The following is a 13,988-nucleotide window of genomic DNA, read 5'->3' as shown; positions in this document are numbered from 1 at the left end:
AAAATACAAAAAGCCAGCAATAGCTGGCTTATAGAATCGTCAAGAATGATAAGAAATAGTTAGATTTCTTTTAATCCTTGATTAATCGCGACGAGGTCTTCACCTGTTAATGTACCCGCAGCTTGCTTCAAGCGTAATGTAGAAACAACATAACGGTAACGTACGTTGGCAAGGTTACTTTTCGCGTTATAAAGATTTTGTGTGCTGATCAGTACGTCAACAATGGTACGTGTACCGACTTCAAAACCTGCTTCAGTCGCTTTTAATGCACTTTCGGCTGACACAACCGCTTGTTGAAGTGCTTTGTATGTAGCGATATCTGAAACCACTTGGTTATAAGACGTAATAACAGAACGTGTAACTGCACGTAAGCTTGCTTCTAAATCTTCGCTTGCTGCAACGTAGAATGCACGCGCTTGATCTGTCGCAGCTACGGTTGCTCCGCCAGAGTAAATTGGTACACTGAAATTAACGCCCACTCTGGCCGTATCTGTGCGTGGCTCATGTGAGTTTTTATTTAAATCTTCTAGGCCGTCACTGTACGATGCGTTGAGTGTCAGCTTAGGGTAGTGTCCTGCTTTTGCTAAGTCGATTTGATCTTTTGCAATATCGACAGTCACTTTTGACACTTGCAGATTTAAGTTTTTCTCTTCAGCGATTTTTATGTAATCAGTTGACTGTTTACTAGGTGCAACCGTTGAAAAAGTGTCCGTGTTCAACATGTCTAATTTAGCATGATATTTACCCGTGATTTCACGAAGTTGCTCACGCGCTGTTTCGACACTGTTCTTAGCAACAATTTCTTTTGCGACTGAGTTATCAAACTGAGCTTGAGCTTCATGAACGTCAGTTATCGCGGTTAAACCCACTGCATAGCGCTCTTTTGTTTGTTGAAGTTGGCGCTCAATGGCACGTTTCTCAGCTTGCACAAACTCTAAGTTATCAATCGCGCTCAATACATTGAAATAGCCTTCTGCCACACGCACGATAAGATCTTGTTTTGCAAAGTCGTATTGTGCAGATGCTTGTAAAGCCTGTTTATCAGCAATACCTAGGGTATTCCAAGCACCTAAATCAAATAATGTTTGGCTTAAGCTGATGCCACGGCTGAATACATCTGTATCGCGACTAAACTCAGCATAACCTGTCGCATCAGTGCCTTCGTATAATGTTGAATCTGTTGATTCATAGCCAAGGCTAAGACCAATTTGCGGTAATAGTGCACTTAACGCGCGATCGCTCTCATAAGCTTGCGCATCTGCTTGGGCTTTTGCTTTAAGTACGGTAGGATCGTTTGCTGTTGCAATCTCGTAAACTTGAAGTAGGTCTTCAGCGTAACTTGCTGTTGCAGTCAATGCGCTTGAAAAACCGATAAGCGCAGCGAGTAGTGTTTTTTTCATTGTTCGTTCAGTCCTTAGACAATTTTCGTACTGTCACCATGGTACTCTTTTTTAATGAATAACCAAAAAAAAAATACGTAAATCTGCATGTCCAAGTGTAACAGAATATAATTGGCCGTATTTTTTACGCATAATGTATAGGAAATAGAGAATGAAAATAACCGCAATCTCACAATTTAGCCATGACGACATAGAGTTAAAGCCTATTGAACGTGTTTATGATGGTTTTTTTAAGATCAATTTATATTGCTTTCGTCATGCACTGTTTGCCGGTGGACAGTCTGTCGAAGTAAAGCGTGAAATATTAGAACGAGGCCATGCGGTTGCCGTACTTCCTTATGATCCGGTGACTGATCAGGTGTTGTTAATTGAGCAAATACGCATTGGGGCATTGGCCTCAAAACACTCTCCTTGGTTACTTGAATGCATAGCGGGTATGGCTGATGGCAGTACTGACTATGAAGAAGTCGCCAAACGCGAAGCGTTTGAAGAGGCGGGGATTGAGCTTGATAAACTTGAATTCATGATGTCGTATCTTTCAAGTCCGGGTGGAACAACAGAGCGTTTGTTCTTGTATTTAGCCTATACTGACCTATCTCAATACCAAGGTGGTATTTTTGGTCTTGATAACGAAGATGAAGACATCAAAACACATATAATGTCATATGATGAAGCCATGCTGCGATTGGAGCAAGGTGAAATAGACAATGCTGCAACGGTTATTTCGCTACAATGGTTAGCACTGAACAGGCAACGTATAGTGTCTGATTTGCAAAACGACTAACGAGTAGGGGGCATTTTGACGTACGTCACGGCTGAACAACGTTACATTCAGAGCTTACCTAAGTACTTAACTTTGTGTGAGCACAATTATGTGCGTGCATTAAAGTTACTTCCTCAAGAGCGTCAAGTTGACCAAGAACGTAAAGTTCAGTTGGGAAGTAGTACTTTTGTGGTCAAAATTGACAATACAGCAAAGTACACCATGGATATCTCGATTAGCCAGGAAGCGGGGCACGTACATTCGGTTAAACCGCTGTATTTAACCGTTCGTATGTACCATGATGCGAAAGTCGCCGAAATAATTCATCATGATTTTCATCAGCGCATTAAACCTTCGTATGCTTATCCTAATCCAAATATGCATCAAAAAGACGAGAAATATCAGCTGAATGCTTTTTTATATGACTGGTTAGTGGCTTGTGTTGAAAATGGTCGCGCAGTATTAAATTGGGATGTTAACAATGGCTTGGTTTAGCGACGCTTACCATTTTGAAAAATCGCAGTTAACGGTTGCCCATATTACAGATTGCCACTTATTTAAAGATCAAAGTGGCGAGTACTTTGGGGTTAATACCGCAGAGTATTTTGCACGTTGTTTAGCCGCAATTGCAGAGCATCAAGTCGACTGCGTTGTATTTGGTGGTGACTTAACGCAAGATCATAGCAGCGATTCATACCAGTTATTCGCTAAACTAATTGCGGATTCACCGTTGTTGTGTCCCGTATTTTGGTTGCCGGGTAATCACGATGAATTACAGGAATACCATGCGATTGCGGGTTCTCACATTTTAAGCCATAAGCGAATTACTTTTCAGGGTGGGCAATTATTGTTGGCTAACTCGAAAGGCGCAACACCTGCGGGGTGGGTAAAGCAGGCGCATTTAGAGGAGCTTAGTAAGGGAGTGGATGACATACCTAGTGTGGTGTTTTGTCATCATAACCCATTACCTATAAACGGTTATCTCGATAAACACCTCCTTGAAAATGGCCCGCAATTGTTAAATGCGTTGGTGAACACTCATCACTGCATCGCGTTGTTTCATGGTCACGTTCATCATGATTATAAGTATGCATTTCGCGGCTTGAATATATACGCGACACCCGCAAGCTCCATCCAGTTTACCAAGCAAACTACACAGTGGCAGCAAGAGGATTTAGGGCCTGCTTTTCGTTTAATTACCCTAAACTTTGATGATACGCATAGCGTGCAGTTAACAACGGATGTAGTATGGCTAAACGGGTAATTTATATTCATGGCTTTAACAGCTCTGAAAAGTCCTATAAAGCGGTGCGTTTTGGTGAGCATATGGCGCAATTTGATGTTGACTATCAAGTGCCTCGTTTAACCCATGAGCCATTGCATGCCATGCTACAGCTAGAACAGCTCATCACGGCAGATACCGTGTTGTTAGGCAGTTCGCTTGGTGGGTTTTATGCGACGTATTTGTCGCAGCGTTATGGCCTCCCTGCTGTTCTCATTAATCCCGCGGTTCGTCCTTTTGAGCTGCTTGATAATCTCTTGGGGCCAAACTATAACCCGTATCAAAATGTTCATTATGAGCTTGATAAGCGGCATATGGATGCATTGCGCAGCTTGTATTTAGCGCAAATAAAAACGCCGTCATTACTCTATTTGTTACAGCAAACAGGCGACGAAGTACTGCCTTATCAAGAGGCGGTTAAATATTATTCTCAGTGTAAGCAACGCGTTGAATTTGGAGGCGATCATAGTTTTATCGGCTTCGAACAAACCTTTGCAAGTATTGTAGATTTTCTTAAAATCACGTAAAACATAGCTAAGCGCATAAAAGATATAAAAACTATGAGTCAGCAAAATTATAACGCCGAAGCAATTGAAGTCTTAAACGGGTTAGAACCTGTTAAACGCCGCCCTGGTATGTATACCGACACGGTGCGTCCTAATCACTTAGGCCAAGAGGTTATCGATAACAGTGTCGATGAAGCAATGGCAGGCCATGCAACAAAAATAGATGTCATTCTTCATGAAGATAACTCATTAGAAGTCATTGATGATGGCCGAGGGATGCCAATCGATATTCACCCAGAAGAAGGAATTCCCGGAGTAGAGCTTATTTTTACCAAGCTACATGCAGGTGGTAAGTTCTCAAATAAGAACTATCAATTCTCAGGTGGTTTGCACGGCGTAGGTATTTCGGTTGTGAATGCGCTATCTACTCGTGTTGAAGTGACTGTTCGCCGCGATGCGCAGCAATTTAGAATGGCCTTTGAACACGGCGATAAAGTCGAAGACTTAAACGTTATTGGCACGGTTGGTAAGCGTAATACCGGGACAACGGTTCGTTTTTGGCCTGATGCCAGCTATTTTGACTCAGCGAACTTTTCGATCACCAAACTTAATCACTTATTAAAAGCCAAAGCCGTATTATGCCCAGGTTTGCGCATCAAATTTACCAATAAGCAAACTAAAGAAACACTCGAGTGGTACTACGAAACAGGCCTAAAAGACTATTTAAATGAGGCTGTAAAAGGCTTTGATGTCTTGCCTAAAGAGCCGTTTATAGGTGAGTTTGCCAGCTCAACAGAAGGCGCTGATTGGGCAGTTGTGTGGTTACCTGATGGTGGTGAATCGATTGCCGAGAGCTATGTAAACTTAATTCCAACCGCACAGGGCGGAACCCATGTAAACGGCTTGCGCCAAGGGCTTTTAGAGGCGATGCGTGAGTTTTGTGAGTTTAGAAACTTACTGCCACGTGGTGTAAAACTGACCCCAGATGATATTTGGGAGCGTTGTAGTTATGTGCTGTCAGTTAAAATGCAAGACCCGCAATTTGCAGGTCAAACAAAAGAAAAGCTGTCTTCGCGTTCATGTGCTGCATTTGTGTCTGGTGTGGTGAAAGACTCATTTAGTTTATGGTTAAACGAGCACACCGAAACTGCCGAGTTACTTGCCGATTTATGTATCTCTAATGCGCAACGTCGTTTACGTGCAGCCAAAAAAGTAGTGCGTAAACGCATTACCTCTGGCCCCGCATTACCTGGTAAATTAACCGATTGCAGCGCGCAAGATAATGACCGCACTGAACTGTTTTTAGTTGAGGGTGACTCGGCGGGTGGTTCGGCTAAACAAGCACGTGATCGCGAGTTCCAAGCGATTATGCCGCTGCGAGGTAAAATCTTAAATACGTGGGAAGTTGAGTCTGGGCAAATTTTGGCATCGCAAGAAGTGCATGATATTTCGGTGGCACTCGGCATTGACCCTGATTCGAGTGACCTATCAGGTCTGCGCTACAATAAAATCTGTATCTTAGCGGATGCTGACTCGGATGGATTACACATAGCCACCTTGTTGTGTGCATTGTTTGTGCGTCACTTTCCTGCGCTTATCAAAAAAGGCCATGTGTACGTGGCAATGCCCCCTTTATTTCGAATCGACATTGGTAAGGATGTGTATTACGCCCTTGATGAAGACGAAAAAAATGGCATTTTAGCCCGGATAGAAGCAGAGAAAAAACGCGGTAAAGTTAATGTACAACGCTTCAAAGGTCTTGGTGAGATGAATCCGCTGCAATTACGCGAAACCACCATGGATCCTAATACACGTCGCTTAGTGCAGCTAACACTTGATGAAGAAGAGCAAACCATGGAAATGATGGATATGTTGCTTGCTAAAAAGCGTTCTTCAGACCGTCGTCAGTGGCTAGAAGATCACGGTAATCGTGCACAAGTTTAAATATAGAGCTGCAACTTAGTTGCTGAAAATGAATTAAAAGGCAAGAAAAATGAAAAAAATACTGACTTCATTATTATCACTGAGCTTGTTGTCAGCGCCAGTGATGGCAAAAGATATTTTAGATAAACTAACGGTTGCAGATGGCTTCAACGTTAGTTTATTTGCAGATGATGTTGAGAATGCGCGTCAAATTGCCGTTTCTAAAAAAGGCATTGTGTATGTCGGCTCGCGAAAAGCGGGCAATGTTTATGCGCTTATCGATCATAACAGTGATGGTGTAGCAGATAAGAAAATTGTGATTGCCAAAGGGCTCGAAATGCCGTCGGGTTTAGCAATAAAAGACGGCGATTTATACGTTGCTGAAGTGTCACGTATTATTCGTTTTAAAGAAATTGATAAACATTTAAAAACACCCAAATTTGAGGTGGTTTACGATAAGTTCCCAACCGATCGTCACCATGGCTGGAAGTTTATTAGCTTTGCGCCAACGGGGGAGTTAATTGTTCCTGTTGGTGTACCGTGTAATATTTGTGCAGAAGATGACAAGTACGGCCGTATTTTCTCTTTGGATGTTGATACCAAAGAAATTAAAACGATTGCCAAAGGTGTACGTAATTCAGTGGGCTTTGACTATCACCCAACTACCCATGCTTTTTGGTTCAGTGACAATGGCCGTGACATGATGGGCGATGACATGCCTCCATGCGAGATAAACCGAGTAGGTGAAGGAGAAGAAGGCGCTCATTACGGTTTCCCTTATGTGCATGCAGGGGCTATTTTAGACCCTGAATTTGGCAAAGGTAAGCGTATTGCTGATTACAAATCACCTGCACTGGCGCTGGGGGCGCATGTTGCACCATTAGGTATTCATTTCTACAACGGTAAGCAATTTCCGGCCAACTACAAAGAACAGTTATTTGTTGCTGAGCATGGTTCGTGGAATCGTTCGAAAAAGTCGGGTTATAGAGTCATGCTAGCCAATGTTGAACAAGGCCGTATTACAAAGTACACCCCATTCATTACTGGCTTTATGCAAAATGAAGAAACATTTGGTCGCCCAGTTGCATTTGCAGAACTTGCAGATGGCAGCTTATTGATCTCAGACGATTACGCTAATGCGATTTACCGCGTTAGCGCTAAGAAAAAATAGGTAAGCGTTAATGAGTGATACAGATACCTTGCTGATGCAAGGCATAGAACAACAAACAATGGGGCGCTTTACTGAAGACGCCTATTTAAATTATTCGATGTACGTCATTATGGACCGCGCCTTACCGCATGTAGGCGATGGTCTAAAACCTGTACAGCGCCGTATTATTTATGCGATGAGTGAGTTGGGCTTATCGGCACAAGCAAAATATAAAAAATCAGCGCGTACCGTGGGTGATGTTTTAGGTAAATACCATCCACATGGTGACAGCGCATGTTACGAAGCCATGGTCTTAATGGCGCAGCCGTTTTCTTACCGTTATCCGCTGGTGGATGGGCAAGGTAACTGGGGGGCCGCGGATGATCCTAAGTCATTTGCTGCAATGCGTTATACCGAAGCACGTTTATCAAAGTTCTCAGAAGTTTTACTTAAAGAGCTTGGGCAGGGAACTGTTGATTGGACGGCTAACTTTGATGGCACATTAGATGAGCCGATGGTGCTGCCTGCTCGTTTACCGCATATTTTACTTAATGGTGTGACGGGTATTGCGGTGGGGATGGCAACCGATATTCCACCACACAATGTGCGTGAAGTGGCGAGTGCATGTTGTTTATTACTCGATAAACCAAAAACTGAAATCGAAGAACTGCTGGAATTAGTGCATGCGCCTGATTACCCAACAGAAGCTGAGATCATCACACCAAAAGACGATATTCGTAAAATTTATCAAACTGGTCGTGGTTCAATTAAAATGCGGGCAATCTACACCGAAGAACACGGTGATATTGTTATTACGGCGCTACCGCATCAATGTTCAGGTGCTAAGGTACTTGAACAAATAGCGGCGCAAATGAATGCGAAAAAGCTGCCAATGGTGGCAGATTTACGTGATGAATCTGATCACGAAAACCCAACGCGTATCGTTATTGTACCGCGCTCAAATCGCATTAAAGCAGAGCCATTAATGGCCCACTTATTTGCGACAACCGATTTAGAAAAGAACTACCGCGTAAACTTAAATATGCTGGGTTTAGATGGACGCCCACAAGTAAAAGATTTACTCAGCATTTTAACTGAATGGTTAACGTTCCGCCGTGAAACAGTACGTCGTCGTTTACAGTACCGTTTAGATAAAGTACTTGCGCGCTTACATATTTTAGAAGGTTTATTAACTGCTTTCTTAAATATTGATGAAGTGATTGAAATCATCCGTACTGAAGATAAGCCAAAGCCAGTGCTGATGGAGCGTTTCGCAATAACAGACACGCAAGCCGAAGCGATTTTAGAATTAAAACTACGTCACTTAGCGAAACTTGAAGAGTTTAAAATTAAAGGCGAGCAGGATGAGCTTGCCAAAGAGCGTGATAAATTAGAGCAAACGCTAGGCTCAGATCGTCGTATGTCGACGTTAATGAAGAAAGAAATTCAAGAAGCTGCTGAAATGTACGGAGACGATCGTCGTTCACCTGTTGTTGAGCGTGTTGAAGCAAAAGCATTGAGCGAGAAAGATCTTATTCCATCAGAATCAGTCACTGTTGTGCTGTCTGAAAAAGGCTGGGCACGTGTCGGTAAAGGCCATGATTTAGATGTGGAAGGACTCAGTTATAAATCAGGCGATAACTATAAAGCATCGGCGCGTGGTAAGAGCAACCAGCCTGCGGTGTTCCTTGACTCAAGTGGTCGAGCATTTGCCACGGATGCGCACAGCTTACCGTCAGCGCGAAGCCAAGGTGAGCCAATGACAGGGCGCTTTAATTTAAGCTCTGGGGCTAACTTTGAACATGTGGTGATGGCAGAAGACAATCAAGTATTATTGATGGCTTCAGATGCAGGTTATGGCTTTATTAGCGACTTTAAAGATCTTGTTAGTAAGAACAAGAATGGTAAAGCGCTGGTTAGCGTGCCTAAAGGCGGAGAGCTACTTGCTCCTATCCGTGTGAGTGATGTTGCGACAGATTACTGTATGGCGATTTCAAATGAAGGCCGTATGCTGTTATTCCCATTACGTGATTTACCTAAGCTAAGCAAAGGCAAGGGAAACAAGATTATTTCTATTCCTAGTGCAAAAGTACAAGCCCCGTGAAGAGTTTGTAAAAGTACTTGCGGTGGTGCCTGAGGGCAGCAGTGTGACACTTCATGCAGGCAAGCGTAAATTAACCTTAAAACCAAGTGATCTTGAGCATTATCATGGTGAGCGCGGTCGTCGAGGTAATAAGCTACCACGAGGGTTACAGCGTGTAGATGAAGCGGTGGTAGAAATAACACACACCGATGAACCAGACGAATCCTCAACAGATTTGAGTGAATAAATTAAGAAGGCCTGCTAAGCAGGCCTTTTTTATTGCAACGAAAAGAGATTAATATCTTAGCGCACACATGTACGCCAAAAGCTATGGTAATGACATATTTCACGTTATAATGCGCGCTGATTTACTCGAGGAGAATCCGTTTTGTTAGCTGTTTTTCGTATTATTATCATGGCGTTATTTATTGTTTTAAGCTGTGTGTTTGGTTTGCTTTTATGCATTTTTAAACCATTTCACAATAATAATGTGCACATTGTTTCAGGTTGGTTTAGTAAAATGGCGGTGTTGCTAGGCGTTAAGCTTGAGCTGACTTATCACCCTGACGCTAAAAATGTGGGTCCAGCAGTGTATGTAGCAAATCATCAAAACAACTACGACATATTCACCTTACCCGCGATGGTGCCAGAAAATTGTGTCAGCCTTGGTAAGAAAAGCTTAAAGTGGATTCCGTTTTTTGGTCAGCTATACTGGCTTTCAGGTAATATTTTAATTGACCGTGCAAACCGCTCAAAAGCAGCGGGTACCATTTCTAAATCAGCCGAAAAAATAAAGCAAAAAGGTCTGTCTGTGTGGATGTTCCCAGAGGGAACTCGGAGTTATGGTCGCGGTTTACTGCCTTTTAAAACGGGGGCATTTCATACCGCAATGAGTGCAGATGTCCCCATTGTGCCTGTTTGTATGAGTACCACGCATAAAACTATTAAGCTAAACCGCTTAGACAATGGTACAATTTACCTTGAAATGTTAGCGCCGATTTATCTTGATAAAGACGTAACTGCACGTGAGCATGCGTCGCATGTTCATAATATTATGGCTGCTAAAATAACTGAATTAGATGCTCAAGTGAGAAATAAATAATGGAAAATTGGCGCGAAATTAGTGAAGACATTGTTACTTCACTCCTTGAAGATGGCTCAGATCCTGAAGTACTGTATGAAGTTGAACATCACTTCGTAAGTGAAAACTTCGAAAAATTAGAGCAAGCTGCGCTAGCCGCATTTAAACTTGGCTACGATGTTGAAGAACCTGCAGAACTTGAGCTAGAAGATGGCCAAAAAGTATGGAGCTTTGACGTCGTTGTTGAAGCTGAGCTTGACGTTGAAGTCATAATGGAAGATGTTGATAAATTAGAAGCCCTTGCACAGCAATGTGACGTTGAGTATGACGGTTGGGGCACATACTTTCAGGAATAAAATGTAGCAGCGGGTTTACCCCGCGTTACTGTCTGAATTATGGCGCGACATATAATCGCGCTTATAATTTCCTAACCTCTAACCTCTAACCTCTAACCTCTAACCTCTAACCTCTAAAATTAACTCATACCTATTTCGTATTCGAGACTTGATCTATAGACATTTTTTTCGGTTGGGCGATAATGAAAACTCGATTTTTTATGCACTAACCTTTTTATGTTAATCACCTTACCGATTGCCGAACTTGTACCAGGGATGTTTGTTGACAGTGTCAGTAAGCAACAAGAACACATAAACAGTATTAAAATAAAAACGCGTGGTTTAGTGCGTGATAAAACCATTATTAAGCGTTTAATTTCTGAGGGCGTTGAAGAACTCCTTATCGATTTTGCTCAGAGTGATGTTGCGCTTCCTAAAAAATACCAACCAGTTGCAGAACCAAGCAAACCCATTGTAGAGCAAACTGACGCCCTTAATACTAAGTCGCACGCTGTAACGGTTGAGCAGGAGTTTCTTAAGGCAAGTGTTCACTACGAACAGTACAGCCGTAAATTACAAGCACTTTACTCAGACATCACCGCGGGTCTGAAAATGAATATGAGTTTATTAGATGATATTGCGGTTGATATTGTCGGCTCTGTGTTTCGAAATCACAATGCGCTGACGATATTAACGCGTCTTAAAGACAAGCATATCTATAATTGGCGTCATATGATTAATACCGCAATTTTAGTCAGTGTGTTTGCTAAGTATCTAGGCTACAAAGAAAAAACGATAAAAGAGCTTGCTATGGGAGCGCTCTTGCATGATATAGGGCAAGCAAAAATGCCGCAAGGAGTGCTATCAAAGCCCAGTGCATTGAATGACACAGAAATGCAGGTTGTTAGAAAACATGTCGCACAAAGCTTAGGTGTGATTAAAGGTGAAAAGGGAATTAGCCCGTTAATGCTTGATATGGTCGTTAATCATCATGAACGCTTAGATGGCAGTGGCTACCCGCGTGGCATTGGCGCTGAAAAGCTGAGTCGGCCAGCGCGAATGATGGCTATAGTCGATGTGTATGATGCAATGACAGCAGACCGCCCTCATCAATTAGGCGAAGAGCCTATCTCGGCATTACGTTACTTGTTGGCTAATAAGCACCTGTTTGACTCAGAACTTGTACAGCGGTTTATTAAGTGCTTGGGAGTACATCCAGTTGGCACAATTGTTAAGCTTAACAATGAACGCCTTGCGTTAGTGATGGAAGGGAATCATGAGAACCCTATAAAGCCTAAAGTAAAAATTTTTTATAATGCTAAACACAAGCACCATATTACCGCTAAAGATGTTAATTTAAGCGAAAACCATGAATTAAAGATTGTTGCTAGTATCAAACCGCTTGATTATCAGCTTAATTTGGCTCGTTTGTTAAAAGAGCATTTGCTTGTTTAGCTTTAGTGCAGCGCTTTTTGGCATTACGTTTAGCTGAAATAAATGCACCACTAAAACAACTTACCATTAATACCAACCACAATAATGTGCCTTTTTCGACATGCAAAGCAACACAACACAACAATAACGACAGAACCGCGCTGCACATCGCACCTAACCAATACTGATTAACGGGGTTATCGCACTCACCGGCTTTGGTGCAAGCACAGTAATTTGCTTTACAGAAGTAGTAAACACTGACTCCACACAAGAGCAATGCAGTAAAAATAAAAGCGATTTCCATAACCACGCCTAATCCATTAACACACTGATTTTAGTCTAAAGCGATGCTAAAAAGATGTCAATGCAAATGATAATTGATATCAATTGCTGTTTGTTACCAGAGATCTGATGAGTTTTAATAAGTTGTTATCTTGTTGTTAAAATGTGGGTTTTTTACCTATTTCTAACGAAAAATTACAGTTTTTTGATCTTAATTAAGGTAATGTTCGAAAGTTTGTAATTATTAGAATAAAACATCTAATACCAACATCTAGCGCTAACTTTAAAAGCTAACTAGCTGGTTGCACTATAAATTGGTATCGCTAACGCATTAGATTGCAAGAGGACACAGATTTATGAAGTTCACTAAAACATTAATTGCAGCATCACTTGCTGTTGTTTCTGCTGACAGCTTTGCTGCAGCTTTCCAATTAGCAGAGCAAAATGTATCAGGTTTAGGCCGTGCATACGCAGGTGAAGCAGCCGTTGCTGATGATGCTTCAGTTGTAGCTCGTAACCCTGCACTTATGTCTTTATTCAAAGACAAGCAAATTTCAGTGGCAGGCATTGCTGTTATTCCAGACGTAAGCTTAAAAGGCCAGAGCGCTGCATATGGTTTAGATGCAAACTCAATTGATGATGATAGCATCGCTCCATCTGCATTTATTCCTGCGGGTTACTTCACCATGCCATTAAATGACAAAGTGTCGTTAGGTTTTGGTGCTTTTTCTAACTTTGGTCTTTCAACTGAGTTTAATGACGACTATGCGGCAGGCTCGATTGCGGGTGAAACTGAAATCGTAACTGTTAACATGAATGCCAGTGCATCGTACAAAATCAACGAGCAGTTCAGCGTAGGTCTTGGCTTAAACTATGTTTACGCTGATGCAAAAGTAGTTCGTAATGCCGGTGCTAACCCATTTGGTATCCCTGCGAATACGCAAATTGCTCACCTTGAAGGTGACGATTACGGTTTTGGTTGGAACGTGGGTGCAATGTACCAACTTGATGAAAATAATCGCTTTGGCTTTAGCTACCGCAGCGAAACAGATATCGATTTTGAAGGTGAGTACTCAAACCAATTACCTGCAGCTGTGGGTGGTTTAGCGGGCATGACTGTACCTGGCGAGCTAAAATTAACATTACCAGCGATTGCTGAGTTCTCTGGTTCACATCAATTAGACAAAAAGCTAGGCGTACACTACAGCATTTTATGGACTGGTTGGGATAGCTTCCAGAAATTAGAAGCGTATACACCAAGCCGTGAAACGCCTGTTTTCTCTAAAGAAGAGAATTTCTCTGATTCAATGCGTTACTCAATTGGTACTGACTATCAGTACAGCGATGCGTTATTACTTCGTGCAGGTATTGCCTACGATGAATCGCCAGCTGATCAATCACACCTTTCAATCTCTATTCCTGATACAGACCGTTTCTGGTTCTCGTTCGGTGGTAATTACGCATTCAGCGAAAACTCAAATATCGACTTAGGTGTGAGTATTCTTCGTGGTAAAACACAAAACTTCACTGAAAAAGATAGTTTAGCAGCGTCACTTGGCCAAAATGTTTCATGGGAATATGAATCAAAAGGTCATGCTGTACTATTAGGTGCTCAGTATAACTACACATTTTAATATTTAAGGCGATTTTTATACTGTGTAAAAATCGCTGATACTTATTAGAAATTAAAAAAGCCGCATCATGAAATACCATGATGCGGCTTTTTTGTAAGCGCGAATTAATCGCGCT

At 42.1% G+C, this 13,988-nt stretch carries 12 protein-coding genes and 1 pseudogene; 11 read left to right on the top strand and 2 right to left on the bottom strand.

What is annotated here, in order from left to right:
- Positions 1–59: 59 nt before the first annotated feature.
- Positions 60–1,400 carry an outer membrane channel protein TolC gene (gene tolC / locus IT970_RS12530; protein WP_036966116.1) on the bottom strand — a complete coding sequence of 447 codons (1,341 nt, stop codon included), beginning with the start codon at positions 1,398–1,400 and terminating at the stop codon, positions 60–62.
- A gap of 151 nt (positions 1,401–1,551) precedes the next feature.
- On the opposite strand from tolC, the gene IT970_RS12525 reads away from it, so the two are divergent.
- From IT970_RS12525 to IT970_RS12480, 10 genes and pseudogenes are all read left to right on the top strand, one after another.
- Positions 1,552–2,184 (top strand): NUDIX domain-containing protein, encoded by a 633-nt coding sequence (locus tag IT970_RS12525; RefSeq protein WP_036966119.1) that lies wholly within the window; start codon positions 1,552–1,554, stop codon positions 2,182–2,184.
- Positions 2,185–2,199: 15 nt separating this feature from the next.
- On the top strand, positions 2,200–2,658 hold the full coding sequence (locus IT970_RS12520) for a DUF1249 domain-containing protein (protein ID WP_036966122.1): 459 nt from the start codon (positions 2,200–2,202) through the stop codon (positions 2,656–2,658).
- Entirely contained in the window at positions 2,645–3,427 is a 783-nt protein-coding gene (locus tag IT970_RS12515) for a metallophosphoesterase (protein ID WP_182395417.1), read from the top strand. The genes IT970_RS12520 and IT970_RS12515 overlap by 14 nt, the downstream gene beginning before the upstream one ends.
- The gene (locus IT970_RS12510) at positions 3,412–3,972 is read left to right on the top strand and encodes a YqiA/YcfP family alpha/beta fold hydrolase (protein WP_182395414.1); all 561 of its coding nucleotides are present in this window, start codon (positions 3,412–3,414) and stop codon (positions 3,970–3,972) included. Before IT970_RS12515 ends, IT970_RS12510 begins: the two co-directional genes overlap by 16 nt.
- Positions 3,973–4,005: 33 nt before the next feature.
- Positions 4,006–5,895 carry a DNA topoisomerase IV subunit B gene (gene parE / locus IT970_RS12505; protein WP_036966132.1) on the top strand — a complete coding sequence of 630 codons (1,890 nt, stop codon included), beginning with the start codon at positions 4,006–4,008 and terminating at the stop codon, positions 5,893–5,895.
- Between the two features lie 49 nt (positions 5,896–5,944).
- Positions 5,945–7,045 (top strand): PQQ-dependent sugar dehydrogenase, encoded by a 1,101-nt coding sequence (locus tag IT970_RS12500; protein ID WP_196857388.1) that lies wholly within the window; start codon positions 5,945–5,947, stop codon positions 7,043–7,045.
- Between the two features lie 10 nt (positions 7,046–7,055).
- Positions 7,056–9,354: pseudogene (gene parC / locus IT970_RS12495) on the top strand (DNA topoisomerase IV subunit A).
- A gap of 141 nt (positions 9,355–9,495) precedes the next feature.
- Positions 9,496–10,209 carry a 1-acylglycerol-3-phosphate O-acyltransferase gene (locus tag IT970_RS12490; protein ID WP_036966142.1) on the top strand — a complete coding sequence of 238 codons (714 nt, stop codon included), beginning with the start codon at positions 9,496–9,498 and terminating at the stop codon, positions 10,207–10,209.
- Entirely contained in the window at positions 10,209–10,544 is a 336-nt protein-coding gene (gene rraB / locus IT970_RS12485) for a ribonuclease E inhibitor RraB (protein WP_036966145.1), read from the top strand. Before IT970_RS12490 ends, rraB begins: the two co-directional genes overlap by 1 nt.
- Before the next feature lie 216 nt (positions 10,545–10,760).
- Positions 10,761–11,978: an HD-GYP domain-containing protein gene (locus IT970_RS12480; protein WP_074988927.1), complete on the top strand. Its 1,218-nt coding sequence runs from the start codon at positions 10,761–10,763 to the stop codon at positions 11,976–11,978.
- Here the strand turns inward: IT970_RS12480 and IT970_RS12475 are convergent.
- Entirely contained in the window at positions 11,938–12,261 is a 324-nt protein-coding gene (locus tag IT970_RS12475; RefSeq protein ID WP_036966150.1) for a hypothetical protein, read from the bottom strand. The genes IT970_RS12480 and IT970_RS12475 overlap by 41 nt on opposite strands.
- 334 nt (positions 12,262–12,595) lie before the next feature.
- On the opposite strand from IT970_RS12475, the gene IT970_RS12470 reads away from it, so the two are divergent.
- The gene (locus tag IT970_RS12470; RefSeq protein ID WP_036966153.1) at positions 12,596–13,873 is read left to right on the top strand and encodes an outer membrane protein transport protein; all 1,278 of its coding nucleotides are present in this window, start codon (positions 12,596–12,598) and stop codon (positions 13,871–13,873) included.
- Positions 13,874–13,988 lie beyond the last annotated feature (115 nt).

Source organism: Pseudoalteromonas sp. A41-2 (assembly GCF_015767615.1).
Lineage (GTDB): Bacteria > Pseudomonadota > Gammaproteobacteria > Enterobacterales > Alteromonadaceae > Pseudoalteromonas > Pseudoalteromonas lipolytica.
This window is presented reverse-complemented; position numbering and strand designations above follow the sequence as displayed.